The sequence below is a fragment of the Ancylobacter dichloromethanicus genome (genome assembly GCF_018390645.1).
Classification (GTDB): Bacteria; Pseudomonadota; Alphaproteobacteria; order Rhizobiales; family Xanthobacteraceae; genus Ancylobacter; species Ancylobacter dichloromethanicus.
Genome location: NZ_JAHBGC010000054.1, coordinates 48,910 through 73,244, shown reverse-complemented (window position 1 = coordinate 73,244; position 24,335 = coordinate 48,910). Strand labels below are relative to the sequence as shown.

Here is a 24,335-nt window from a genome sequence, read left to right as displayed (position 1 = left end):
CATGTTCCCGGAGAATTCGCCAAGCCGAATTCCAACCGCATTCCGGACGGCACCTGATTCAACTACTCTTCGGACAGACACTTAGAGTCTGTCCGGAGAGATCATGCAGGATTGCATAGTTTTCTCAGCATGAGCCTGATTGAAGCGAGGCGCAGAAATGCGAGCGCCTTGCGATTGAGATTCTCCCAATCTTTGGCGAGACGTCTGCACCGCCCGAGCCATGCGAACGTTCGTTCGACGACCCACCGCTTCGGGAGGACAACAAATCCTTTTGCGTGATCGGAACGCTTGACGATCTCCACATTCACCCGCTCCATTATTTTTGCCACGGCGCGGCGAAACAACGGGCCTTGATAGCCGCCGTCGGCGTAGAGTTTCATCAGGAACGGATACAAGCCGAACATGGTCGCCATCACGAACGAGCCGCCGTCGCGATCCTGAATGTCAGCAGCATGAACGATGGCATGAATCAACAGGCCTTGCGTATCGACGAGAATGTGCCGCTTCTTGCCCTTGATCTTCTTTCCCGCGTCGTAGCCCGGCGGATCAATCGAAGCCCCCCTTTTTCAGCGCTTTTGACGCTTTGGCTATCGATAACGGCGGCGGTGGGACTGGCTTCCCGGCCGATCGCTTCGCGGCATTTTACATAGAGCTCATGATGTATGAGATCGAGCGTGCGATTCCAACTCCACAGGTCGAAATAATCGTACAACGTCGAGCGCGGCGGCAGGTCTTTCGGGATGGCTCGCCACTGACAACCGGTGGAGAGAATATACATGAGGCCGTTCACAACCTCGCGCATGATCACTGTGCGTTTGTCACCGCCGCGCCTGCCTGGCGGGATCAACGGTTCGACCAGTTTCCATTCGTCGTCGGTGAGGTCGCTGGGATAGCGCAAATGGCTGCGGTCATACCGCGCGCGGTTTTCATTCGTCCACATCGGCGGCCCCTCCGAATCAGGCCACCTCTCTTGAATCACAAATGATTCATAGGATTCAACTTCTTCCCGGACAGACACTTAGAAGTTGAGGCTCCAGGGCAGGAGTTCGTCGATCCGCTTCATCGGGTGATCGGCGATGCGATGTATGGCGGCGCGAAGATAACCTTCCGGGTCGATGCCGTTCATCTTTGCGGTTTATGCCGCCCGCCGAACTATGCCGAACGGTTCTGGAAGCAAGCCGTCGTTTGCGCGCGCTTGCGGCCCATGGAGCGGACATCGCCCCAGTTTCCATTCGGCATAGTCTGGCTTCTTACAGCGCCTGAAGGAAGGCGAGCAGGCGATCACTCGGCCGGAAGCGGGTTCGCTTGCCACGTTCGTACGGTTTGAGCTTTGCCAGGGCTGCTTCCTTGAGTGCGAGATGGGCATGCAGGTAGGTCTGCGTCGTTTCGATCGATTCATGGCCGAGCCATAGCGCGATCACGGCGCAATCGACGCCCGCTTGCAGCAGCTCCATCGCAGCGCTGTGCCTCAGCACATGCGGCGACACCCGCTTGGACGCCAATGATGGACACCTCTTGCTGGCGACGCGCACGATCCCAGTGCCAAAATCCGACGTCGAGCGCGGCGGCTAAGTTATTGATTTATATGAAGTTTATGTATTCGCTTAACCTTCATTATGGAACATAAGTCATTGATTCTAATAATGAAATTATGCGCCATGGGCGCGCGGAGGTATAGCATTTTATTGCACGCGTCGTACAAGAGTATCTGCACGGTGCGTCAGAGTGGATCGTGGGACAAGTTTTCTCAGACGGCGCCCTAACGCTTCACCAAGAACTATCGTGCAGGTGATCTTGGTGAGAGCGTCCCTTGCGCTCTGCTTGGTTGTCTCGGGCGAGATCGCCAACGCCGGCAGCACGTTTAGATAATCGGTAAGACGTTGTAGCTGGGTATAGAAAAGACGATCTCGTGCTGCATCGACGCAATGAACACACCACGGTGGCCGATACTATTTTCGTAGACGACGAACTTTGGCGGGGCGAACACTTGAAAATCCTCGAGGCGGCCAAGTTTTCCTTCTGCAGCCGCCTTCAACCGATCAATCTCTTCATAGGCCTCGACAGCTTTCAGCAGAAGCGTCGTTTCACCCAGGAAGGCGTTCGCGAGATTACGGGTCCGACAAGCCCGTCCGGAATGCAGCCTATACAATTCAACCACTCCCATCGGCATTCAGCCTGCGAGCCGAGCGCGGGAGGGGCTTTTACAAAGAGACCTGCCTGCACTGGGCGTGGCAGGAGTCATCAGCCTTGCGGCGTTTAATGGGGAACTCCATCCCCTTCACCGAAGGTCCTGAGCGACGGTACTTCCTCAGCCTTCATAGACAAAATCATATCTCATAATACCCCTCTTCGACCGACATCTTCTATGCAACGCTGGTATCCCCCACAAGCGTAGCAATAGCTAATCATCGCGTTGATTTTCGTCGGTCCTGACTGTCGGCTGTCAAATCTTGCTCGCCGATGAACTTGAAATAGCTCTCGCACTGCGCAAGCGTCCGCTTCGATCCATGCCACACGCCATCAACGTACATATCGTACAGGATCGTCACACCCTTCTCGTCAAGCAGAGGAACCGTCGCCATCCGCACGCGATCTGTGGTCGAACAGGTCGCGGGATTCAGTCCAAGATCAGCATGCGCGGAGGCAGTGGAATCTGAGCTCATGTTGGCTTCTCAGTTTGAAAGTAAGTGGAGGACGCACCCCACGCGTCGCCGGCGTTTGGCGATTGCGAGCCATGGACGCGTGGGAACGCCCTAGATCGCTGCCCGAATGCGGCTCACGCACGTCTCGCTCCGTATATCGCGTCGGATGGGGTAAGCGGAATATTACTCAATAAATTGCGCATCGCCTCTCTTCCGGTTGTGCGGGCCCGGACGAGAAGGCAGTCACTGCCAGCGACGCAATCCCACCACGGGTTAACGTGACAGGAGTCATCAGCCGATCGGCGCTTGAAGGAGGACCCCATCCCAGCTGGAGATTTAACCAAGCCCTCGCCTCCTGGCAATGTCTAACTGGCCGTTATGGAAACTCGGCGAGCAGGCGGCACCAAGACTGCGCAGCATCCGCCAACAGGAAGAACATTCGCGTCGAAGCCTTGTTGGCCTTTTGAGGTACCTTTTGGCTGCCGCTACGCCTTGCCCAGTCAGAAATTCGAGAGTACCATTTTTTTGTCAAAACATTAATGGGGATGGAGTCCCCCGATACCCGCCGAGAGGCTGATGACTCCTACCGGGCGCGAAGCGCCGGTAGGAGCATTTGCCCGACCGGTCCCGCTGCCCCTACCGAGGGGGTGACGATGGGAAAACTTCCGAATTCTTTGTCAATCGCAATCTGGTTGGTCGGATCGCTCTGGATCGTGGGATACATTGCGTACTTGAGTGACGCCCCCGGCGAAATTGTGCTTGCGACCTTCGTGATGGGATTGGTCGCTGGTGCGATTGAACTAGCTGCGGCGAAGTCCCGGTGAGCGAGGTTGCGACGCCGCTGCCCATTAGAGAGCCGGCGATCGCCGAGGCATCTCGTCGAATTACCGTATGTCTCTCCACCCCTTGCTGGAGCATAAATAATCAGAGAGGCCTGCAATGCCAAACAAATCGAAACTTAAGAACAAAACAACCGAGAACAAGACAAAGGTGGCCGAACAGCGGGATCTCGAGGAAAAGCTCGAAGAGGGCCTGGAGGAGTCCTTCCCAGGATCAGATCCCATCGCGGTCTGCGAGCCATCTCCTCACCAACCACGAAACCAAAAGCCGAAGTACATCGATGGCGTTTGGCAATATATCGAACAAAATGGCGTCTCATTCTCATGAAGCAGCGGCACGGCGGCCATAGATTTGGAATTGGACGTCGAACATTCAGCGAGATCAGGTCCAGGACTGAAATTCATATGGCTTCTCGGCTCAAATGTTTCAACGACAATCCGTTATCCGCAGGAGCGACACCCTGTCGAGGTGTATAGTGTATAGTAGTCCCGGAAGCCGACGAACCGATCGTGACCGTTCTTCCGCGCGACCAGCAGGCACAGAGCATATTCGTCGTTGACGCCTGCCCGGCAACGCGCGAATGTCACAGGGGGAATGGAGTCTCCCTTTAACCGCCGAAAGGCTGATGACTCCTGCCGTCTCGAAAGCGCGGCAGGAGTGTGTCACGGAGATCCCACCTTGCGGGGATCGACCGCAACATTCCGACTGCCGCCAATGCGGGTAGCTCGGAGGACATGTGGCTCCATCGTATCAAACGTCTGTCAACAAGAAGCCTTTCGTCACTGAGGTAGTCCGTTCTCGAAGGGGTCGTAAGTCGTCCTTGGCCGTCTCCTCGTTTGCGCCTTCTGTCGAGCGGGGAGCTGGCGTCCTAGTGCTGGTCAGGCACGGCGAAAGCGAGTTTAACAAGCAGGATCGCTTCACCGGGTTGAAGGACCCGCCACTGACCTCGAATGGGGTGCGAGAAGCAATTGAGGTCGGCCGCACCCTTCAAGCGAGCGGCTTTCACTACGATGTCGCATTCACAAGCGAACTTAAACGAGCCCAACAATCGCTCCAGCTCATCCTCCGGGAGCTTCATGCAAGATCAGTTCCGGTCTTTAATGAGGCTGCGCTGAACGAGCGAAATTACGGCGAGCTCGCGGGAATGACTCGAGACGCCGCGCGTGCGCGTTGGGGCGAGGAACGTGTCGCCCAGTGGCGGCGATCCTATGACGTCGCGCCGCCCGGCGGCGAAAGCCTCGCAATGACCGCCGGTAGGACGCTGCCCTTTTTCGATGAACGCATCCGGCCGCTTCTCTCGCTTGGAAAGCGAGTTCTCGTCGTAGCTCACGGGAATTCATTGCGTTCGATCGTGATGTCGCTTGATCAATTGACACCTCAGCAGATCGTCAATGTCAGCTTCGCGACAGGGACGATCTTGCTTTATCGATTCGATGTCCTGGGGGTGATCGTCGAACGGAAAGAGATCCCTGTCACGCGCTGACGGATCACATTCACCGCAGGCCTGCCGTGTCTATAGGTCGCGATCTATGAGCCAAGAGCAAATAGCAGCTGAACCAACCAAGGGCGGCGAGCGCGCCGACGAATCATGAGCATCCCCGGCGACCCAATCTTGCCGATTGATCATCCGCTGTTGTCGAGGCCGTCCGAGCCAGTTGGGGTCATCGACGAGGCTATTCGCAGTCTAGCGCACCAGATGTTCACTATAATGGACCACGCACAAGGGGCGGGTCTCGCTGCTGTGCAGATTGGCGTGCCCCTGCGACTTGTCGTGATTGATATGCCGGACGGCACTGGGCAACGTCATCGCCTCGCGATGGTCAATCCCTCAATTATTAGCGTTTCCGACGAGATGATTGTTGGTGAAGAAGGCTGTCTGTCCATGCCAGGCTATGCCATTCCGGTGCCGCGTCATATAGAGATCGAAGTTCGCTATCTTGACCTCGGTAGCGAATATCACCTTTTACGTGCGACCGGTCGTCTCGCCGTATGCGTGCAGCACGAAGTTGACCACACTGACGGTATCCTTTTCTACGACCGAGTGTCGAGGCTACGTCGGCAGCGCGCAAGAGACCACTTTCGCAAAGTCCGCCGTCAATACGAAGGCCATAGCGGATATGGCCAGCATAGCAAAGCCGACGCGCGAATTGCGCGCTTGTGCAACGGGAAAGATCAAACGATCATTTTCGATTCCCTGCAGTATTGTACCGACGGCGAGACCAGCGCCTATTTATTTTTCCGTGGGATAGCGTTCTCAGATTTGCGTCGCGCCCTTTTCGACTTCACTTTATCCACCTTCAGGTCGGCTTCGGCGTGACGGATGTCAGATGTCTCTGGAGCGGCTCCGATCAGCTGAAGCCAGCCCTGCTCAAGATTAAGGAAGGCTTGTCGCACCTCTGCGACACCTGAGGCTGTTGCCGCGGTATGACAGGCTGCAGCTTGTCTGTGACGATACTCGTTTTTCTCTTCTGAATCTTTCATCACGATATCCCTCCGTCTTAACACGAGCAGCGCCGGGGGACCTTCCCTTCCCTCCTCTGCAGGCCACGCCGGTCGGGTCTGTCCGGCTACCGGATGAGGTGTCGCCGCATTGCCTTGACCACCGCATGGGTTCGGTTTGCAGCATCCAATTTGTCGCGAGCCGATCGGACATGCTTCAAAACGGTCGGCCGGGAAATTCCCAAAATCGTTGCGATATCCCAATCACTCTTTCCCTCGGCCGCCCACAGAAGACAGTCGGTTTCTCGGGGCGTTATCCTCACCTCTGCGTCGTTCGTCACGCGAGGGACATGGAGCAATCGACCCACGGCATAGGCGGCTGCGAAAGTGAGGGCATCCTTCGCTTCGTCGCTAGTCTCGGCATCGCTGCCACCAAAAGAGATCGCCGTGATCCGACCATCGAGCGTGGGCACGGGGACGACGTGTCCGCTCCGCAGACCAAACTCGCGCGCCTCGCCTTCAATGAGTCTGACGTCCTCGGGGCGCGGGCACTGTTCGTAAGCGTCGGCCCAGCCAAATGGCGTTCGCGCATCCTGAAGATGCGCCACGATCGGATCCCGGAAAACATAGTCGCGCTCGTTATACCGCTTCATCCATTCGCTCGGCATCCGTTGAATAAGAATCCTCGAACCGATATCTGTCCGGGGCGTATCGGAATCGGGGACAACGCCACCAAAGACTGAAGTGAAGCCAAACAGGCCGGCCAGATCGAGAAGGCAGCGTTCGATCCCAGTCGCGTTCGGAGCTTGCTCCATGCGTTCGATGAAGTCCCAGGTCTTGACGAGATGCTGCGTCATCTTTGGCGGGCGTCTTGGCATCGAAGGCCCCTCAGATGTTTGGACTCGTAGCCGCCTGCAGGCTGCGATTGACGCGAAAGGGGTGCTTGACGCATGGCGCTAGGAACAAGGAGATCGTGCGACGACCTCCGATACGGCGTTCGGATACTCCCGACGGCCGAGGGCAATTACGCCGATCAATGGTTGGAAACGGGCCGGACTGAGACACACAACCTCCCACTGCCGCGAAGCCGCGCAGTAGGAGTCATCAGCCTTGTGGGCGGTTGTGGGGGACTCCATCCCCGACTCGATGTGTAGAAAGGCTACGGCGATGCCTCAATCAATGCAAGAGCGCGCGCCGCGCCTGCCGTTCGACATTTCTCAGCGTGGCGGCTCCGACAAGCGCCAGCCCTTGCAATCCCATCAGTTGAGGAATTTGCATAGCCGCCTTGCGCTATCTGCGGTGGGAATGTGCTCTCCAGCTCGGCTGTTCTATGCCTGGAACGCTCTGACCGGCGTCAAGAAAACGCGCGAAAAATTCACGCGACGGTGCAATCGAATTTCTCCGAAATGCTCATCCAGCAATCTGACCCGCAACGGGCGGCGTGAAAGCGACACCGTCCGCTGCGTCCCGCCGGCCAAGCATTGTAGGAATCAGCTGCGAGAACGACGGTCAGGTCTGATAACCGCTGGCGCCATCTTTATCTCGGTCGCAACGGTAGGCAAGTGCGCAGTCATCCAGCCGGCAAGGCCAATGCCGATCGCAATGACCGCATGTCCAAGTTCACGCAAAAGGGAACCCATCTCTACCTCCATGTTGCGGCAGGATCGGCGCGAGACGAGAGCAAACTGCCACCACGACGCGACGACCTCGCCTTCGTAGTAGGAGTCATCAGCCGGCGTTGGCGGTTAAAGGAGGACTCCATCCCCCAAGTTCATCGTATCATACCACGTCTAGTCTGTTGGCGAAACCTGTTCGGTTACGTCGCCGATGATTGCTCTGGAACGATCGACGAGCGTGCCCGAAGAACAGCTTGCCTTGACCGCGATGCCCAATGACCGCAATCTGAGCGTGGGAATGGGGTCTCCCTTGAAACGCTCGATAGCTGATGACTCCTGTCGAATCGAAGAGAACGGCCGTGCCAGGCCGGCCGTTTCATCCGACAGGAGGACGTGTGTGCATATCCAGCCGAACAAAGCCGCGACAACGAAAGTTAGCGAAGACGAGCCTGCCAAGGTCAGAGAACCTTCAGCGGTCCCCGCGGTCGGTGGACATCAAGGACACGAACAATCCCTCAACCTCGGCACCGTTGGGAACTGCACGATCGCAGCGCTCATCGATCGCTCTGCGCGTATGGTCTGGTGTTGCTACCCACGCGTGGATAGCGACACCATCTTCGACGATCTCATCAATCGGTCCGATGGCAGGGACGGCTCGTTTGCTGTCGAACTTCAGCACCAAGTACAATGCAAACAAACCTATCGACGAAATACCGCAATTCTCAGCACTCGCTTGACCGACCGGAACGGCGGGGAAGTTGAAATCATCGATTTCGCGCCGCGGTTTAAGGCAAATGAGCGGCTGGTCAGGCCGCCGGTCCTTGTTCGTCGGCTCGTTCCGCTGTCAGGAAGCCCTCGCATAACTCTTCGCGTGCGGCCACACGCTGCGTTCGCGAATGAGTCCTTCGCGTCAACGGTCGGAAGCAATCACGTCAGCTATCATAGAAACGGACTGTCATTCCGCATCACATCCGAGAGCTCTGTTTCCTATTTGGCCGAAGAGATCCCGTTCGTGTTGACGGAGCCTGTCGACCTTATTCTAGGCGCCGATCACTACCTCAGCGAATCCGTTGAAGAGCAAGCGCGCGAGTTTCTGGAGAAGACGGAAGAGTATTGGCTGGACTGGTCCAGGTATCTTTCCATCCCCTTTGAGTGGCAGGATGTCGTCATCCGTGCAGCGATCACATTGAAATTATGCAGTTTTGAGGAAACAGGGGCGATAATCGCGGCGCTAACAACGTCCATCCCGGAAGCGCCCGACACAGTTCGCAACTGGGACTACCGATATTGCTGGCTCAGAGACGCTTACTTCGTTGTGAACGCGCTAAATCAGTTGGGAACAACGAAGACGATGGAGGAGTTCATAGCCTTCATCACAAATGTCGCGGCCCTGGAAAACGACCGTCAGCTTAGCCCGGTATACGGTATTGTTCCAGGACACAGGTTGATCGAGAGAGAACTACCGCACCTGACAGGATATCGCGGCACCAAACCGGTGCGTATTGGGAACGGCGCAGATCGCCAGGTGCAGAATGATGTCTATGGAAGTGCCGTACTCGCAGCGACACAGATGTTCTTCGACGAACGATTGCCCAAGCAAGGCGATCAAGCACTTTTCCGCCGGCTTGAGCGGCTCGGCGAGGTCGCGGCGAACGTCGCATTTAACGCCGACGCAAGTCTCTGGGAGCTAAGAGGTAGCAGCGGGGTAAACACGTATACGAGTGCGATGTGCTGGGCCGCTTGCGATCGCCTGAGCGCCATTGCCAGCCAGCTGGGCCTTCATGACCGCACCGAATATTGGTCGGCAAAGGCCAAGCCGATACGCGAACGCGTGCTTCATGAAGGGTGGAATTCAAAGACCGGTACATTTGTGGCAACTCTCAAGGGAAATGGACTAGACGCCAGCCTGCTATTGCTGCACGAGATCGGACTTGTCTCCGCCGACGACAAACGTTTTATCGCGACTGTTGAAAGCGTCGGCGCAGCGTTGAAACGCGGCCATCATCTTATGCGATATACAAAGCCGGATGATTTCGGCTGGCCAAAGACCGCGTTTACGGTCTGCACATTCTGGTATGTTGACGCCCTGGTAGCCATAGGACGCCGCGACGAGGCGAGGACGATCTTCGAAGCCGTTCTTGCTTGTCGCAACCACGTTGGATTGCTGTCCGAAGACGTGGATCCGGACACAGGCGAGCTTTGGGGAAACTTTCCGCAGAGCTATTCGATGGTCGGCCTCATCAATTCAGCTATGAAGCTCAGTAAACCCTGGAACACCGCGCTGCTGCGCATCCGCGATTGATGCGATCAGCGTTCGCTATCGTGCAGTGGGGAGTGAGTGCCATGCGTCGCGCGCCGGCGAAGGAAGGGCGTCACGGCTCGCTCGCATCACGATCGCGCGCTAGCCGACAAGGTCCAGTTTCATACCGACAAAAGTAAGAACGATGCCACCGATGAAAAGGCCCACCGACCAAAGCCAGGGCGATCCATAAAAGGTTTTTGCAAGGAGCGCACCAAGGCCGCCGAGCGCGACGATCGTGATAGCCAGGCCGAGCCACGGCGGAGACGGTAGCAATGTGCACAGAATAAGTGGGAACAGCGCGCCGACGAGGCTGAACCCCGCCGCCAGAAAGGCCTTGAACAGAGATTCGAAGAAGACGCTGCGACCGAGTCTCGTAGCTGCCAGTTTTCCATGAGCTGTGAAGTTGAGTTCGCGCTCGTGGCGCACGAGTTCGAGGCGCAGTTGAGCATAGTGAGCGACGAAGAAGACGAAGATCGTGGTCGCACCTGCAGCCACACTGACGCGCATGGCGAGGCTCAAGGTGGCCCCTTCCCCGCCGGTGTGGACGAGGCGGCCTGCTGCCAAAGCCAAGGCATTTAAGATCCCGTCAATGAGACCGGCAACGACGTCGAGCCTATTGTTCGGGTGACGAATGAGATCGATCGCACTCATCGGACGCGGGCAATGCGCGGGATAATGCGAGCGCCGATGGCGATTTCGTCGAGGCTATGAACCACCGCGCCTGTGGATTCGATCGCCTTCGTGATCTCGTCGAAATCCATGTTGTCGCCCTCGATCGTCACGTTCATGCCGACTGTCTCGATATCAATTTCCTCCACAGTCAGATTAACGGCCTCGACCCCCCGGCATCCGTCGATCGCGGTTGCAATTTCAATCAGAGAGGGCCGCGCGACGGCCTTGTCAACGTCGAGAAGCAATTGCCGAATGTTCATTCTGTTACACCTTCTCTCTTGGGGCAGCCGCTCAAAAATGCGAAATTGGAATCTCGTCGATACGGACTATATTCGCCGGATGACAAAAGCGAAGTCGGAACCTCAGCCCGCGAGCGTAGCTGACGCGCCATGCGTCTTCTGCTCCCTACGCGACGCCACGACCATCGTAATGCGAAATTCGCTCGCTTTCGCCGTCCGTGACACGACGCCCGTCACCGCGCTTCACACGCTCGTTCTTCCCTATCGCCACGCCCCTACCTATTTCGACCTGACGGAAGCAGAACTCGCTGCCGTCAACGATCTAATATGGCGTTTGCGGTCCGATATCGAAAAAGACGACGCTTCCGTGAAGGGCTTCAATGTGGGGGCGAATGTCGGAGCTGTTTCGGGCCAGACCATTTTTCACTGCCACGTCCATTTGATCCCGCGTCGCAAAGGGGACGTCCAGAACCCTGTCGGGGGAGTCCGGGCGGTGATTCCGGACAAAATGCGCTACTAAAATGCGACGATCCTTCCCGACCCCTTGACAACGGGGAGGGCGAGGGCCAGCCTATGAAAGATGGCGATGGAGTTCGCCTTTTAACCGCCCTCAGGGCTGATGACTCCTGTCGAGCCGATTTGGCAGACGGAGCAGCATGTCTTGATTACGCGGTCCCCCCAAGCAGGTATTCGGTCGATTGATCTGCCAGTGGCTGATCCCGGTGAGGGAGGCCGCTGATGACGGTCCGCGACATTCTGCTTCAGATCGCGCAGGTCCTCGTCACCCTTCTGCTCGCGCCGCTACTGCAGGGCGTGATCTTACAATTTGAGGAACGTGTTCAACGCAGCCAAGGCCCAGGAATCTTTCAACCTTATCGTGATCTTTGGAAGCTGTTCCACAAGCAGATCGTGGTGCCCGAAACAGCTTCCTGGCTCTATTGGGCGGCTCCGATTGTGGCCTTCACCACCACGCTCACGGTGCCAATCCTCATCCCGGTATTGACGAATTTCCCGCTGCCGCTCTCGGACATGGGCGATATTCTCGGCGGCGGGCTCATTCTCACATTGGGCTCGTTCATGATCACGCTCGCCGGCCTCGACACCCGTAGCGCTTACGGCGGGATCGGCTCCAGTCGCGCGGTCATGGTCGCCATTCTGGCCGAACCCACGCTGATCCTCGTATTCGTGGGGATCACGTTGCTCGCCAAGGCGATGCTGCCGTTCGTGGTCAATCATCTTCTGGTAGCTCAGCCATGGATCTACTGGGGCCCGACTCATCTCTTTCTGGTGGCGGCGTTTTTCGTGCTGATTTTGGTCGAAACGGATCGTCTTCCGATCCATTCAAGCACGCACATCGAAGTCTACATGATCGAAGAGGCTCGCATCCTCGAATATTCGGGGCCGATGCTCGCAATCCTCCGATGGGCATCGATGATGAAGCAATTCATCCTTTACACGATCTTCTGCAACGTACTGCTGTTCCCTTGGGGCCTCTCCTATCAAGGTGCCGCGCTTGGCGTTCTTGGATCGATCGGCACCCTCGCCCTTAAGTTTCTCGTCGTGGCATGCGTCGTGGTTCTCGTCGAGACGGCTCAATCCCGTCTCCGCTTTTACCGATACCAAGAGCCCCTGGCCGCATCATTTCTGCTTGCGATCCTGGCGATCGTCGGCACGCAGCTGAGTTAGTCCAATGCTTGCGGCACACCTCGATCCCCTCCCCGCCTCTCTCTTCAGCCTCCTTGCGATCGGCAGCCTTCTGCTGTCATTCGTAATGCTGGGGTCACGCTGGCTTCGGCACTATCTATACGCTTTTGCGGCACAGTCCTGGCTGATCGCCATTCTGTCCGGCGCGGTCGGCTACTACGGAAACTACGCAGAGCTCTACATCGTCGCCATTCTGACCGCGGCGTTTCGGGGGCTTCTTCTGCCCTATCTGATCCTTCGCATTATCCGTCGCCTAGAGGTGCATCGTGAGGTGCATGTTATTCTGCAGGCGAGCTCGAGCCTGGTCATAGGCGCCTTCGCGGTCATCTTCGCACTCGCTGTCTCTTACAGAATCGGTGCTGCGCTCAACCTTGCCGGAACGATCGTCGTCCTCGCGCTGACGGTCATGCTGTCGATGAAGCTGATCGGCTTTCTCATGCTCTCGGTCCGTCACGAAGCGATCAGTCAGATACTCGGCTTGCTCGTTCTGGAGAATGGCGTGTTTCTCGGCGCACAGATCCTCGTGCCGGGGATGCCTCTGCTGATCGAAATCGTGATCTTGTTCGATCTCTTGATCGTGGTCGCCTGTTTTGGCGTCCTCGTCCAATATCTGTTGAGCCTCGTTGGGACCACCAGCTCGCTGCAGCTCAAACGTCTGGTGGGATGATGAGCACCATTGGCCTCCTAACCCTCGTTCTAACAGTGGCGCCGGCAGTCGCCATCGTGTTGATTCTGCTCATACGTCATCCGCGGGTTGCGGAAGCGCTAAATCTCGTTGCGAGCGCGATTTCGTTGCTGTCGATCGTTGCGATCGTGTTTCTTCGAGGCGACGCAAAACTTACGTTCTGGGGCGATTACGTCATCATCGACGGCCTCGGCTCGTGGACGATCCTGTGCGCCGCAATTGTTTATTTTCTCGCCTCAATCTACGCCGTTGGATACATGCGCTTGCTCGGCGAAGAGGATCGGCTTCATCGATTCTACGCCCTATTCGCTGGTTTCGGCCTGAGCACCCTCGTCGGTCCGATGATGAACAACGCCGGTCTTTACTGGATCGCGATCGAGCTCACGACCCTGATCAGCACCTTCCTGGTCGCCTTCGAACGCGAAGCGGCGAGCATCGAAGCGGCGTGGAAATACATCATCGTTGTCTCGGCCGGAATTAGCCTCGCGCTTCTTGGCACTGTCCTGTTCTATTGGAGTGGCACCTTCGTTCTCGGGCCAACGTACGACATGACCTGGGACACACTTCAACAGGCCGCTCCCAAGCTCAATCCATCGCTCGTGTCATTGTCTTTCTTGCTGGTCCTTATCGGCTACGGCACCAAGGTCGGTTTGGCGCCCATGCATACCTGGCTGCCGGATGCCCATAGCGAAGGCCCCGCTCCGGTCTCGGCCTTGCTCTCCGGCGCACTGCTCAACACCGCGATGGTCGGCATCGTGCGCTATCTCGTCGTTGCCGATGCCGCCGGCATCAGTCATCTCGCCCGCGGCACGCTTCTGGCGCTCGGTGCGTTTTCACTTTTCATCGCGGCACTTTTCATCGTCCGCCAAAAGGGCGTCAAACGTCTGATGGCTTATTCCAGCATCGAGCACATGGGCGTCATTGCATTGGGCTTCGGGTTCGGCGGCCCGCTGGGAATAGCCGGCGCGCTCTATCACATGCTCAACCACTCGCTGAACAAATCCGCCATGTTCTTCGGCGCCGGCAGTGTCATGCGAGCCTATGACACAAAGCGTATCCCGAGCATTCGTCACGTCATGAGCCGCCTCCCGGTACTCGGTGGCTTGTGGCTCGCCGGCGCTGTCGCGATCACCGGCGCTCCTCCGTTCGCCCTGTTTCTCAGCGAGTTGACGATCATCCGCGCCGGCTTGGCGAGCGAGCAATATTTCCTGATTGCGTTGATGGCCGTACTTCTTGTCGTAATCTTCGTGGGATTCCTCAACCATTTCCGTACGATGTACATTGAGAATGGCGAAATCGCCGATCAAAAGATCGTTCCGGTCAGCGCATGGTGCCTGCTACCGATGTGGCTCGCACTCGTGCCGCTCTTCGTGATGGGGCTCTGGTGGCCGAATGCTCTTTGGGAGCACTTTCAGACAATCGCTCACGCACTCGATGCGGCGGCTCCGACGGAGGCGCTGCGATGATTGGTGCACAAATCAAACGTCTGACCCATGAGCAGCTTCAGGAAGCCGCCAAAATGCTCCAGACGTCGGGCGGCCGGATGCAGTTCGCCTACGCATGGTCACCGACAGGGCGTGAGCCGGAGGTCCGCTATGTGACTTCGAATTCCAAACAGGCCGATTTCGAGATTTGGATCGTCTCGGATGCGCGCGAGCTCCCGAGCCTCGCCCCAACACTCCCGTTGCTCAGCTGGTATGAGCGCGAGATGATGGATTTGCAGGGCGTGCAATTCACTGGGCATCCTGAGCCCTATCCACTGATCCTTCGACCCAACGATAGCACGCACATTAACGGTTCCGGTGATGGCTCCCATCCGCCAAGCAACGGCCGTCCACATCTTCCGGATATCGACGCTTCGGATGTCCAGCAATTGCCCTTCGGTCCGGTTCGAGCCGATGTGCTCGAATCGGCGGAGTTTACGTTCTTCTATGTCGGCGAACATATCATCCACTACCAACCGCGACTCTTCTTCAAGCACCGCGGCATGGAAATGTGCTTCGAAGGGGCGGATCCTCGCCGCGCCACCGTCGTCGCCGAGCGGGTGTCAGCCGTTGGGTCGCTCGGGCATGCCTTGGCGTATTGTGGGGCTATCGAGGCCGCCGCTGGTTGCGAAGTGCCGGTCCGGGCCAAGGCGCTTCGAGTGCTGCTCGCCGAGCTCGAGCGATTGTACAATCACTTGCATTACCTCGGACATCTTTGCCACACGACGACGCTGAAGGTCGGCGAGGCGCAAGGCAAACTGCTGGAGGAGACTGCAAAACAACTGAATGCGCGGCTCACCGGAAGCCGCTTTCTGCGCAATGTGCTCGCGCCGGGAGGCCTGCGGCGCGACCTTGATCCCGGCAGATGGCTCGGTGATGCGCTTGAAAACCTCAGGGAAGAATTCGTCGCATACGTGAATCGGCTTGAAAACTCGGAAAGCCATCTCGATCGCCTCATGACGACCGGTCTTCTTCCCGAGAAAATCGCGTTTGATCAGGGTGCGACCGGACCGATCGAAAGAGCCTCCGGGCTCGATCGTGATCTCCGGCGCGACCATCCCTACGCGCTGTATGCCGATCTTCCACTAACGGTGCCGACGCTTAAAGACGGCGATGCATATGCGCGCGAACGTGTCCGCATCGCTGAGGTCGAGGCGGCGTTTGTCTTATGTCAACGGATTCTCTTGTTGCTCGAGTCCGGACCAATTCATGCCGATTGCGTGCCGCCGCCGCTTTCGGAAGGGCTTGGTTGGGCCGAAGGACCGCGCGGCTCGCTGTTTTATGCGGTGCATGTCGGAGCAGATGGCCGGCTCGCGCGCGTCAAAATCAAATCACCCTCGTTCTCCAATTGGCGCGCGTTCCCGTTCACCGTGCACGACACCAACATGATGGATTACGCGATCAACGAGGCAAGCTTCGGTCTCACCATGGCCGGTTGCGACCGATAGGAGCTGTCGATGGCCCTCTGGACACTGTTTGGATTGGCGAGCGGAAAGGCCACGACGTCCTGGCCAAGGGAAGCCGGGAAGGATGGTCAGGATGGCGTGCTCGGCATGCCGCGCTACAACCCGGATGCGTGCCAAGAGGGGTGCGAAGAATGTGCAGCCGTGTGCCCGACCCAGGCGATCGAAGCGCGAGAGGGCGCCTTGGCGGTCGACTACGGCCGCTGTATCGTTTGCCAATTATGCACCGAGGTCTGCCCGACGGGCGCCATGGAGTCGTCGGCCGATTGGGCATTCGGCGTGCGCGACCGAACAGATTTGGTGTGGTCAGACAGCGGAGCACGGAATCCTGTTGCGTCACATGCAGACCGCCGCCCGTTTCGGCGCAGTCTGCACATTCGCCACGTCGATGCCGGCTCCTGCAATGGGTGTGAATCCGAGCTACAGGCACTCAACAATCCCTATTACAACCTGCATCGGCTGGGGATTTTCTTCACCCCCTCGCCACGCTTTGCCGATCTGCTGCTGGTGACTGGCCCGGTCACGAGCGCAATGTACGAGCCGTTAAAGGCGGCTTACGACGCGATGCCTGAACCGCGATGGGTCATGGCGGTTGGCACCTGCGCCGTGTCGGGAGGAATTGCCGGCGGCAATTATGCTTGTGGCCACGGTCTCGAAGGGATCCTTCCAGTCGATCTCTATCTTCCCGGTTGTCCGCCAAATCCCGCGGCAATTATGGAAGCCCTTCTGATGTTTCTTGATCGAGCCCCGCAACGCGTCAAAGGAGGGCAGATCGGTGGCTAGCCAACTTCTTTTGTTCGCCGCGATTCTCTGGGTCGTCGCCGCAATCGTCGGACTGGGCGGCGCATTGGTGCTCGCCCGCATTGCTTTGGCCGCCGGCGCTATTGCCGGCGCAGTGGCGGCGATCATAATCCTGCCAGAGCCCAGCCACGCGATCATTCTTCCGTCTCAGCTCGTGGGCGAAAGCATCACCTTCCGTGTTGATGCTGAGGGGCTATGGCTGATGGGGTTTGGCCTGGTGCCTGCGGGTTTTGCTTGCGCGCTCGCGTCGCCGTCCCGTGATGGGATGCGTGGTTGGCTGCTTGGCGCTTCGACGAGCCTTCTCGGCGCCCTTGGGGTTTTTGGGCTGCAAAACGGCGCCGGGCTGCTGATCGCCTGGGAGGCGATGAGTCTCGGTGGCGCTGTAATGATCCTCTCGGAGAATCTCGAACCGGCGCGCGGACGGACGGTTCTCTTTATGCTCGCCCTTTTGGAAGTAGGCGCGGTCGCCCTTGTGCTCGCGATTGCCATCCTCGGGTTTCACGCGTCAGCTTTGGATTTCGCCCAGTTCGACAGCGGCTCGGCCACGCTTTCCCACCCGGTCCAAATCGGTCTCGGCCTGCTCCTTCTTATCGGCTTTGGAGCCAAACTTGGGTTGCTGCCGTTCTACGAGTGGTTTCCCGGAGCCTATGGTTCCGCAAGCGGCGCGACCGGCGCGATCATGTCAGGGGTCGTCTTGAACGCTGCATTCTTCGCCTTGTCGCGCGCCCTGATGCATTGGCTGCCGGCCACATCAGGCGACGCATTCCCAGTGCTATCGGTGATCGTGATCGTGGTGGCGACGTTCAGCGCGATCCTCACGATCCTTTACGCATTCCAGCAGGATGACTGGCGCTGTCTTCTTAGTTTCTCGTCGGCCGAGAACGCGTCGATCGCCGTTGGTGCCCTCGGTGCAGCAATGCTGTTCCGCAGCTACGATCTCAAAGACCTTGCCGGTCTTGCTTGGACGGTGGCGCTTCTACATCTCGCCGGCCACGCCCTCGCCAAGGGAGCACTCTTTCTCGCAGCAGACGGACTGCGGAGCGCCAACGGGAACTATCACATTGCCTATAGCGGCGCCGGCAGCCATTGGGTGTTCGGCGTGGGCGCACTGCTGGCGGCGATGAGTCTCGCAGCAATGCCGCCCACGGCTGGCTTCGTCAGCGAATGGTTCGTCTTCCAGACAGTCTTCCAAGGCTTCCACCTGCCAACTCTCGGCGGTCGCCTGGTGCTCGCTTTGGCGGGAGCTGGCCTTGCGCTGACGGCCGCCGTGGCGTTCGCAACCTTCGTTAAGGTGATAGGCCTCGGCGTATTGGGCCGCGATGCGCGGCGGCCAGCGCCGGTGAGCCGTGTCTATTCGATCTCCGTCGGTCTTATCGGCTTGGCGGTCCTGGCGCTCGGTGTGGGAATGCCTGTGTGGCTTCAGGCTTTGAACATGGCCACGTTCCGGCAGGTCGGCGTCGCTGTAGCATCACAGATGCATGACGGCTTCTTGCTCGTGCCGCTCACGGCCAAATTCGCTTTTATCTCACCGAGCCTTCTAATCATCGTGATGCCACTCCTGGCGCTCATCCCGATCGGTCTCGTACTTGTCAGTCGTCATCGGCCCATCCGACGCACCGCTGTGTGGTATGGGGGACTTTCGCCCGATCCAACAACGGCGTCGACAACGTCGTTGTCGTTTTCGAACGCGATGCGAACGTTCTATAGCTTCGTCTATCGCCCAACGGCCGAGACCGAACGTGACGCGGATGCCGGCGGGTATTTTGTGACGAAGCTCGTCTTCGAACACGATGTTGCTCCGATCTTCGGTCCTTGGCTGTTTCAGCCAGCGGTTCGAGCGGTGCGCGCTGTCGCCGGCAAGCTGCGACTGCTCCAGTCGGGGCATCTCAATTTCTACCTCAGCCTGATCGGACTGCTTCTTGTGCTCGTCCTCGGACTGACATTGTCCTAACCAACGGAGACGAGACGGTACGATGTGGACTTACGGATCAATAGCGTTCTTCGGCGTCCTTGGTTGCTGGGCGCGGTTCGCACAAACAAACCTTGTCCAGGCTGTCTATGGGCGCGACTTTCCCTACGCCACGATGAGCATCAACATCATGGGAAGCTTCATCATGGGGTTTCTATTCGTCGAGACCCTTGAACGGCTGACCCTTGCGCCGTCGCTACGCACCGGGATTCTCACCGGGTTTATCGGTGGCTACACAACGTTTTCGACTTTCGAAATGGAAACGCTCCTGCTTGCCGAGGGCGGCGAGGCCCTGAAAGCCGCGCTCTACATGGTTCTCTCGGTGGGTCTTGGCTTCATCGCTGCATTCGGAGGAGCCTACATCGCCAGAAATTTATAACGGGAGGACCCAATGACCAACGACATCCTGATGGTGCGCATTTACTTGAGCGAAGCCGACCACGGCAAACGCAAAACGTTGATGCAAGAGATCCTCACGCTTCTGCAGGACCGGCACGCCGTACAAGGCGTCACGGTGTTCCGCGGCATTGCTGGCTTCGGCGCGAATGGCGAGGTCCGAGCAGACGACATCTTGCGCCTTAATGTCGATCTTCCATTGGTCATCGAGTTCTTCGATGAACCGAAGGTCGCGGAGGCTGCGATCGCTCTGCTGGATGATATTGTTCCAGGTGGTCACATCGTGTCCTGGCCCGCGAAGCGATACGGCACGACGGCACTGCCGTTGAAGCGAAGCTAAGCCAGCGTCGCTGAGCGAGAACCGAAATGCGCAAGCCCGCATCGAGAGTGCCGGTCAGCGTGGAAACCGATGATATTCCCCGCATTGCGCTGACGCATGGCCAGACGATTTGGTTGATGACCGAACTCGGGCTTCACCATGGCGTGAGCACATCGACATTCAACTATTATATAAAATCACTGCGCAAACTTGGAATTCCGTTCGAAAAAGGCAAGGGACAGTCCGAAGGTCATCGCCACGTAACCTATGATTTCGAGGAATTGATGGAGCTGACCGTAGCCCTTTTGTTGCGTGTTTACGGGACGCTTCCTGACACAGTGGTCGCAGGTCTTCGCGAGTTCCGGGATGATCTTCGGCCGATCTATCGCCAAGCTTATTTCGACACCAAAACCAAGACTTATCCGGTCGCGCGCGTCGCCGAACATGGCCGAAACCACGTTGCCATCGATGGCCTCTTTCTGGACCTCAACATTCGCTATTCGGCCGGGCAAATGATCGAATTTGGCCCGCCAAAGGCCATGTCGCCGTTCGAAGCGGTGACGACATTTGCGCGCTCCGAGGTTCCTGCTCGATCGTATCTCCCACTCAATGTCACAGCCCTGGCGGAGATGATCGTCGGACGGACCCAGGTGTTACCCTCGATCCGCCGCGGACGCGGCGCGCGGCAAGCGCACCAATCGTAAGGGGTGCTGTTCAAAGTGTTTTCGATCGTTGTTCGCTTGCCTAGGGCTTACAGCGAGGATATCTTGTGCTCGATGGGGATGGAGTCCCCCGAAACCGCCGAGAGGCTGATGACTCCTACCGCGCGAATGGTCGTGGTAGGAAAGTCGTGACTCCCTTGTCCCCCCTTCTTCCCACGGCAGGCCCTACCCGCAGCAACCCTGCGCAACGGCTTCCGCATTCGGCGGCTTCGATGTCGAACGAATGGGACGGAGGCCTTCATGAACAGGATTGTCGCGATACTCGGAGACGAGATACTCGACTCGCGTGGCTATCCCACGTTACGCGTCGAAGTACGGTTGCAAAGCGGCATCGCCGCGCTTGCGTCTGTGCCCTCCGGTGCTTCGACCGGTGAAGGCGAAGCCCACGAACTGCGCGACGGGGATCCCAAACGCTATGGCGGCCGTGGCGTGCTCAAGGCGATTGCGAATTTGGAAGAGATCGGTCGCGTCATTCGTGGTCACGATCCGACCAATCAGGCTGATATCGACCGTCTGCTGATCGAGGCCGACGGTACGGAGACGAAGTCTCGGCTCGGCGCTAACGCGATTGTCGGCACATCAATGGCGGTGGCTCGCGCTGGCGCGCAGGCATCTGGTCGCCCGCTCTATGCCTACCTCGCCAGCTCAACGAGCGCGAACCCAGCGAGCTATCGCCTTCCGGTTCCGATGATGAACGTTATCAATGGTGGCGCTCATGCGGCAAACTCCCTGGACTTTCAGGAGTTCATGATCGTCCCGCATGGTGCGCCATCGTTTCGTGAGGCAATGCGTTGGGGTTCGCAGACCTATCACGCGCTGCGCACCCTTCTCAACGAGAAAGGCCTAAGCGTTGGCGTCGGTGATGAAGGTGGCTTTGCACCGAATTTGGCAGGCAACGACGCCGCCTGCTCGCTGATTGTCGAAGCCATCGAGCGTGCCGGCTTTATTCCAGGAGAGCAGATCGCTCTGGCGCTTGATCCGGCGGCTTCCTCGTTCTGGCGAAATGATACCTACGATCTGAGGAAGTCAGGCGTCGGGCCGATAGACAGCGGCGGCCTTCAGGCGATCTACAAGGACTGGATCAAGCGGTTTCCGATCGTTTCCATTGAGGACGGCTTCGGTGAACATGATTGGCCCGCGTTTCAAGCCCAGACCGCCGAACTCGGGCGGTCAATCCAGATCGTCGGTGACGATCTTTATGTGACCAATCCCAAGCTCATCGACCGTGGTGTTGCCGAAAAGACCACCAATGCTGTCTTGATCAAGCTCAATCAGATCGGCACCGTCACCGAGACGATCGCAGCGATTTCGGCGTGCCGCGCGGCGGGATGGAATTACGTCATCTCACACCGTTCCGGCGAGACCGACGATCCGTTCATCGCGGATTTTGCGGTTGCAATGAACGGTGGGCAGATCAAGGCGGGCGCGCCCTGCCGCGGCGAACGCTTGGCGAAATACAATCGTCTCCTTGAGATAGAGCGCGAAGTCGCAGGACAGAGCTTCTACCTCTCCCCATTTGCCCCCGTCTATTCTCAATCAAAAGACGTTGCTCGCACGGCGGCGTCGTCTACCGCGCCGGGGCACGACGTTGTTGCTGTCATCGAGGAAGCGTCCACCGCACGCCGCTGTCTTACGGTCGCGCAACGGGCTGCGGAACTGGGCGGAGCGCTCTCGCTGTCAGCGCTTCACATCTGCGTAGACCCGGCGAAACTCATCGCGGCCGCAGAGGAGATCGATCTGCAAAAGATGCGTGAAATGCAAGAAGGCACTGCGCAGGAGCGCCTGCGGCAGGCTCGCTACGTGTTCGAAGGATGGTTGGCGTTCTCTGGCGCGCGAGTGAAATGGCTGGAACATGTCGGCAATGTGACGTCTTCGCTGATCGCCGAAGTCGAGGACGCTGCCCTCATCGCGGTCGCACAGCCGCATAACCTCGATTCCGCCGACGCCTTGCATGCAGCAATCTTCAATACAGGACGTCCTGTTCTGTTTGTCCCCACTGAGGGATCTTTGCCGCCAAGCCTCGGCGAACACATCGTCATCGCATGGAAACCAAGGACGCAAGCGCGCAAGGCGATCATGCGGACCATTCCGTGGCTACGCGCAGCAAAGCACATCACGGTCGTCACCGTCGACGAGCCCGAAGCCTCGCAAGACTGCGCGGAAGTGCTGGGCATCTTGAAGGATCACGGCAAGTCTGCGGACGTCAGGCATGTTCGAACAGATCCCGGCCAACATATCGGCGTGCGTCTGCTCACCGAAGCAGAGGCTGTCGGCGCCGACGCCATTGTCATGGGCGCGTTTCGATTCGGTCAAATCTTCGAATGGGTATTCGGCGGGGTAACGCACGAGGTGTTGAGGCGGACGCGATTGCCGGTGTTCTTGATGCACTAAGGAGTGTGGGTACCGCCATTCAAGCACAGGGAAAGCTCAAGTGAAGCAACCAGTACAAGCAACATTGCTCAGAATTTTCACCGATGAAACCGCTCGCGGCGACGAACAGCCGTTGTTCGAGGAAATCGTGCGCAAGGCGCAAGACGCGCACCTTGCGGGTGCAACAGTGCTCAGGGGGCCACTTGGGTTCGGACGGTCAGGCGTTCTTCACACCGAAAAAATACTGCGTCTTTCGTACGATCTGCCTGTCGTCATCGAGATCATCGACTCAGACGAGAAAATACAAGAATTCCTTCCGCAACTTGCTTCATTCGAAGACTGCGTGGTCACGTTGGCGGACGTTCAGATGTTCCGTCTCGATCGCGCTGAGACGGCGGGGTCGTCTCCCAGCCACGCTGCGGGCCGGCCTCCTACGATCGGAGATTAGCGATGCCCGGAGAAAGCGCGTTCATAACCGCCCTCAGAGAGCACAAGCGTTGGGCGAATGCCGCTTCAATCGTCTCCATCGTTCTCGTTATCGGTCTTCTTTGTCTAACGGCGTATCTGGCTGACAGCGCAAAGGCGGACGAGGCAAGCCGTATCGGCATGTACATCGCGATGGTCAGCGTCGTGATCGTCGTCTGTATCTGGCAAGCCGCCGCGTTTATTGCCGCCTCAATTGAGGTTGCGCTTCGGCGCCGATGGGCGGAGAGAGGCCCGTGGGAGTGATTGCCATTCGAACGCCTATCGATCGCGGTTGTCGTTATGCATTTTGGTCTCGAGAAAGGCCGTCAGGCCTCCAATGAACAAAATGCCGAACACGATCTCCGGAGGGGCGTTGAAAACAAGGGCGGCCACGAACGCTGCCCCGATGGCGCCTAGCACCAGGAGCGGCAATGTCGGATCTTTCGAAGTCCGGGCGATCGAGCTGAGGCCAGCGTACCCGCGCGTTCTAATCGCGGAGTACGCTCGCCGAAGCAAGCGGCCCCGTGGCAATGGCGGATTCGGAGGTGTGACGTTTGAAGGCATGAATCCTACCGCACCGTGCGTGCCAAGTAGGAGTCATCAGCCCCAAGGGCGGTTTACGGAGGAACCCCATCTCCGTCGGTGTCGTTAAGCTATCACAGCATATCAAATGGGCAATCTTGCAACGCAGCATTCTGTTAAGGCGCGAGCAGGCCCACAGAGCTCAGCGTCTCCAACGCAAAAACGGGCATCAAAAGGAAACCGATAATCTGCACCGTCAGAACATGTCGAGCGAATTGCCACAGTTCAATCAGTGTCAGGACGTTGACTGCAAACTAAACCCGGAAAAGAGAATGCCGGCGGCGATGCTTATGTGCATTGCGATCCAAACTCCCAGCCCCCACGCCACCCAACTGACCGCGCTTGCCATAAGGCTCGCCGCATATTGTAACCGCGGAATCCAATCGTCCGCGGCCGCCGGCGCATTGAAGGGAGGTCCTCCGGATTGCAGGCCACCGAGTGCGATCTGCCATCGCGCCGCCCAAATATAGGCTTCGAAACTTCCTTGGATCGCCAGTGTCATTGAGGCTCCTTCGACACAACATCCTGGACGATCCTCGCGGGAAGTGAGGCGAAGCGAAAACGGAAGCCCATGTCTCGGAAGCATGACCCAACCGAAGAGCAGCTGCCATCGTTTCGATGACGA

The 24,335-nt window shown here is 58.1% G+C and carries 24 protein-coding genes, 2 pseudogenes and 10 riboswitches; of the genes and pseudogenes, 17 read left to right on the top strand and 9 right to left on the bottom strand.

Annotation, left to right across the window (positions count from 1 at the left end; all coding sequences use genetic code 11):
• Positions 1–101 precede the first annotated feature (101 nt).
• The 5 genes and pseudogenes from KHC23_RS22905 to KHC23_RS22885 form a co-directional block, all read right to left on the bottom strand.
• Positions 102–940, bottom strand: a protein-coding gene (locus tag KHC23_RS22905) for an IS5-like element ISMdi21 family transposase (protein WP_085985065.1) whose coding sequence is annotated in 2 segments (ribosomal slippage) — positions 102–556 and positions 556–940 — 840 coding nt in all. Because the reading frame shifts where the segments join, the coding sequence is not laid out codon by codon here.
• Between the two features lie 78 nt (positions 941–1,018).
• Positions 1,019–1,135: pseudogene (locus tag KHC23_RS22900) on the bottom strand (transposase domain-containing protein); the annotation flags it as partial.
• Between the two features lie 115 nt (positions 1,136–1,250).
• Positions 1,251–1,523: pseudogene (locus KHC23_RS22895) on the bottom strand (tyrosine-type recombinase/integrase); the annotation flags it as partial.
• Positions 1,524–1,861: 338 nt separating this feature from the next.
• Entirely contained in the window at positions 1,862–2,164 is a 303-nt protein-coding gene (locus KHC23_RS22890; protein WP_041357709.1) for a hypothetical protein, read from the bottom strand.
• Between the two features lie 61 nt (positions 2,165–2,225).
• A riboswitch (Fluoride riboswitch) is annotated at positions 2,226–2,286 on the bottom strand.
• A 119-nt stretch (positions 2,287–2,405) separates the two neighbouring features.
• Positions 2,406–2,663 carry a hypothetical protein gene (locus tag KHC23_RS22885; protein ID WP_015822504.1) on the bottom strand — a complete coding sequence of 86 codons (258 nt, stop codon included), beginning with the start codon at positions 2,661–2,663 and terminating at the stop codon, positions 2,406–2,408.
• A gap of 254 nt (positions 2,664–2,917) precedes the next feature.
• Positions 2,918–2,978: riboswitch (Fluoride riboswitch) on the bottom strand.
• Between the two features lie 196 nt (positions 2,979–3,174).
• Positions 3,175–3,235, top strand: a riboswitch (Fluoride riboswitch).
• 346 nt (positions 3,236–3,581) lie between these two features.
• Between KHC23_RS22885 and KHC23_RS22880 the strand changes: the two genes are divergently transcribed.
• The 3 genes from KHC23_RS22880 to def all read left to right on the top strand — a co-directional run bounded on the left by KHC23_RS22880 (position 3,582) and on the right by def (position 5,799).
• Positions 3,582–3,809 carry a hypothetical protein gene (locus KHC23_RS22880; RefSeq protein ID WP_080579883.1) on the top strand — a complete coding sequence of 76 codons (228 nt, stop codon included), beginning with the start codon at positions 3,582–3,584 and terminating at the stop codon, positions 3,807–3,809.
• A gap of 254 nt (positions 3,810–4,063) precedes the next feature.
• Positions 4,064–4,124: riboswitch (Fluoride riboswitch) on the top strand.
• A gap of 229 nt (positions 4,125–4,353) precedes the next feature.
• Positions 4,354–4,965: a 2,3-bisphosphoglycerate-dependent phosphoglycerate mutase gene (locus tag KHC23_RS22875; protein ID WP_271188713.1), complete on the top strand. Its 612-nt coding sequence runs from the start codon at positions 4,354–4,356 to the stop codon at positions 4,963–4,965.
• Between the two features lie 105 nt (positions 4,966–5,070).
• Positions 5,071–5,799, top strand: coding sequence for a peptide deformylase (gene def, locus KHC23_RS22870; RefSeq protein ID WP_213376017.1), 729 nt, complete (start codon positions 5,071–5,073; stop codon positions 5,797–5,799).
• A gap of 250 nt (positions 5,800–6,049) precedes the next feature.
• Here the strand turns inward: def and KHC23_RS22865 are convergent, their stop codons facing one another.
• Entirely contained in the window at positions 6,050–6,778 is a 729-nt protein-coding gene (locus tag KHC23_RS22865; protein ID WP_246544889.1) for a helix-turn-helix transcriptional regulator, read from the bottom strand.
• A 231-nt stretch (positions 6,779–7,009) separates the two neighbouring features.
• Positions 7,010–7,070: riboswitch (Fluoride riboswitch) on the bottom strand.
• 563 nt (positions 7,071–7,633) lie between these two features.
• Positions 7,634–7,696, bottom strand: a riboswitch (Fluoride riboswitch).
• 126 nt (positions 7,697–7,822) lie between these two features.
• Positions 7,823–7,883, top strand: a riboswitch (Fluoride riboswitch).
• A 51-nt stretch (positions 7,884–7,934) separates the two neighbouring features.
• Here KHC23_RS22865 and KHC23_RS22860 point away from each other — a divergent pair.
• Positions 7,935–9,839, top strand: a complete 1,905-nt coding sequence (locus KHC23_RS22860) for a glycoside hydrolase family 15 protein (protein WP_271188712.1) — start codon at positions 7,935–7,937, stop codon at positions 9,837–9,839.
• Positions 9,840–9,938: 99 nt separating this feature from the next.
• Here KHC23_RS22860 and KHC23_RS22855 read toward each other — a convergent pair whose 3' ends face one another.
• Together KHC23_RS22855 and KHC23_RS22850 are read right to left on the bottom strand one after the other, a co-directional pair.
• Positions 9,939–10,490: a hypothetical protein gene (locus tag KHC23_RS22855; protein WP_213376016.1), complete on the bottom strand. Its 552-nt coding sequence runs from the start codon at positions 10,488–10,490 to the stop codon at positions 9,939–9,941.
• Positions 10,487–10,771, bottom strand: coding sequence for a DUF211 domain-containing protein (locus KHC23_RS22850; protein ID WP_213376015.1), 285 nt, complete (start codon positions 10,769–10,771; stop codon positions 10,487–10,489). Before KHC23_RS22850 ends, KHC23_RS22855 begins: the two co-directional genes overlap by 4 nt.
• Here KHC23_RS22850 and KHC23_RS22845 point away from each other — a divergent pair.
• The 13 genes from KHC23_RS22845 to KHC23_RS22785 all read left to right on the top strand — a co-directional run bounded on the left by KHC23_RS22845 (position 10,764) and on the right by KHC23_RS22785 (position 23,392).
• Positions 10,764–11,270, top strand: coding sequence for an HIT family protein (locus KHC23_RS22845; protein WP_246544888.1), 507 nt, complete (start codon positions 10,764–10,766; stop codon positions 11,268–11,270). The genes KHC23_RS22850 and KHC23_RS22845 overlap by 8 nt on opposite strands.
• A 53-nt stretch (positions 11,271–11,323) precedes the next feature.
• Positions 11,324–11,386, top strand: a riboswitch (Fluoride riboswitch).
• 102 nt (positions 11,387–11,488) lie between these two features.
• Positions 11,489–12,436 carry a respiratory chain complex I subunit 1 family protein gene (locus tag KHC23_RS22840; RefSeq protein ID WP_213376014.1) on the top strand — a complete coding sequence of 316 codons (948 nt, stop codon included), beginning with the start codon at positions 11,489–11,491 and terminating at the stop codon, positions 12,434–12,436.
• A gap of 4 nt (positions 12,437–12,440) precedes the next feature.
• Positions 12,441–13,121, top strand: a complete 681-nt coding sequence (locus tag KHC23_RS22835) for a hypothetical protein (RefSeq protein WP_213376013.1) — start codon at positions 12,441–12,443, stop codon at positions 13,119–13,121.
• Positions 13,121–14,605, top strand: a complete 1,485-nt coding sequence (locus KHC23_RS22830; protein ID WP_213376012.1) for a proton-conducting transporter transmembrane domain-containing protein — start codon at positions 13,121–13,123, stop codon at positions 14,603–14,605. Before KHC23_RS22835 ends, KHC23_RS22830 begins: the two co-directional genes overlap by 1 nt.
• Complete coding sequence (locus KHC23_RS22825) at positions 14,602–16,071, top strand: NADH-quinone oxidoreductase subunit D-related protein (RefSeq protein ID WP_213376011.1); 1,470 nt, start codon at positions 14,602–14,604, stop codon at positions 16,069–16,071. Before KHC23_RS22830 ends, KHC23_RS22825 begins: the two co-directional genes overlap by 4 nt.
• Positions 16,072–16,080: 9 nt before the next feature.
• Positions 16,081–16,869, top strand: coding sequence for an NADH-quinone oxidoreductase subunit NuoB (gene nuoB / locus KHC23_RS22820; RefSeq protein ID WP_213376010.1), 789 nt, complete (start codon positions 16,081–16,083; stop codon positions 16,867–16,869).
• Positions 16,862–18,838 carry a proton-conducting transporter transmembrane domain-containing protein gene (locus KHC23_RS22815; protein WP_213376009.1) on the top strand — a complete coding sequence of 659 codons (1,977 nt, stop codon included), beginning with the start codon at positions 16,862–16,864 and terminating at the stop codon, positions 18,836–18,838. Before nuoB ends, KHC23_RS22815 begins: the two co-directional genes overlap by 8 nt.
• A gap of 22 nt (positions 18,839–18,860) precedes the next feature.
• Positions 18,861–19,235: a fluoride efflux transporter FluC gene (locus KHC23_RS22810; RefSeq protein WP_213376008.1), complete on the top strand. Its 375-nt coding sequence runs from the start codon at positions 18,861–18,863 to the stop codon at positions 19,233–19,235.
• A 12-nt stretch (positions 19,236–19,247) separates the two neighbouring features.
• Entirely contained in the window at positions 19,248–19,592 is a 345-nt protein-coding gene (locus tag KHC23_RS22805; protein ID WP_213376007.1) for a DUF190 domain-containing protein, read from the top strand.
• Positions 19,593–19,618: 26 nt separating this feature from the next.
• Positions 19,619–20,275, top strand: coding sequence for a hypothetical protein (locus KHC23_RS22800; RefSeq protein WP_213376006.1), 657 nt, complete (start codon positions 19,619–19,621; stop codon positions 20,273–20,275).
• A gap of 65 nt (positions 20,276–20,340) precedes the next feature.
• A riboswitch (Fluoride riboswitch) is annotated at positions 20,341–20,400 on the top strand.
• Positions 20,401–20,533: 133 nt separating this feature from the next.
• Positions 20,534–22,684, top strand: a complete 2,151-nt coding sequence (gene eno / locus KHC23_RS24945) for a phosphopyruvate hydratase (protein ID WP_213376005.1) — start codon at positions 20,534–20,536, stop codon at positions 22,682–22,684.
• 40 nt (positions 22,685–22,724) lie between these two features.
• A complete protein-coding gene (locus KHC23_RS22790) occupies positions 22,725–23,111 on the top strand; it encodes a DUF190 domain-containing protein (protein WP_213376004.1) in 387 nt (128 codons plus the stop codon).
• Between the two features lie 2 nt (positions 23,112–23,113).
• Positions 23,114–23,392 (top strand): hypothetical protein, encoded by a 279-nt coding sequence (locus KHC23_RS22785; RefSeq protein WP_213376003.1) that lies wholly within the window; start codon positions 23,114–23,116, stop codon positions 23,390–23,392.
• 320 nt (positions 23,393–23,712) lie between these two features.
• Positions 23,713–23,775, bottom strand: a riboswitch (Fluoride riboswitch).
• Positions 23,776–23,945: 170 nt separating this feature from the next.
• On the opposite strand, the gene KHC23_RS22780 is transcribed toward KHC23_RS22785, so the two are convergent.
• The gene (locus KHC23_RS22780; protein WP_213376002.1) at positions 23,946–24,212 is read right to left on the bottom strand and encodes a hypothetical protein; all 267 of its coding nucleotides are present in this window, start codon (positions 24,210–24,212) and stop codon (positions 23,946–23,948) included.
• Between the last annotated feature and the right edge of the window lie 123 nt (positions 24,213–24,335).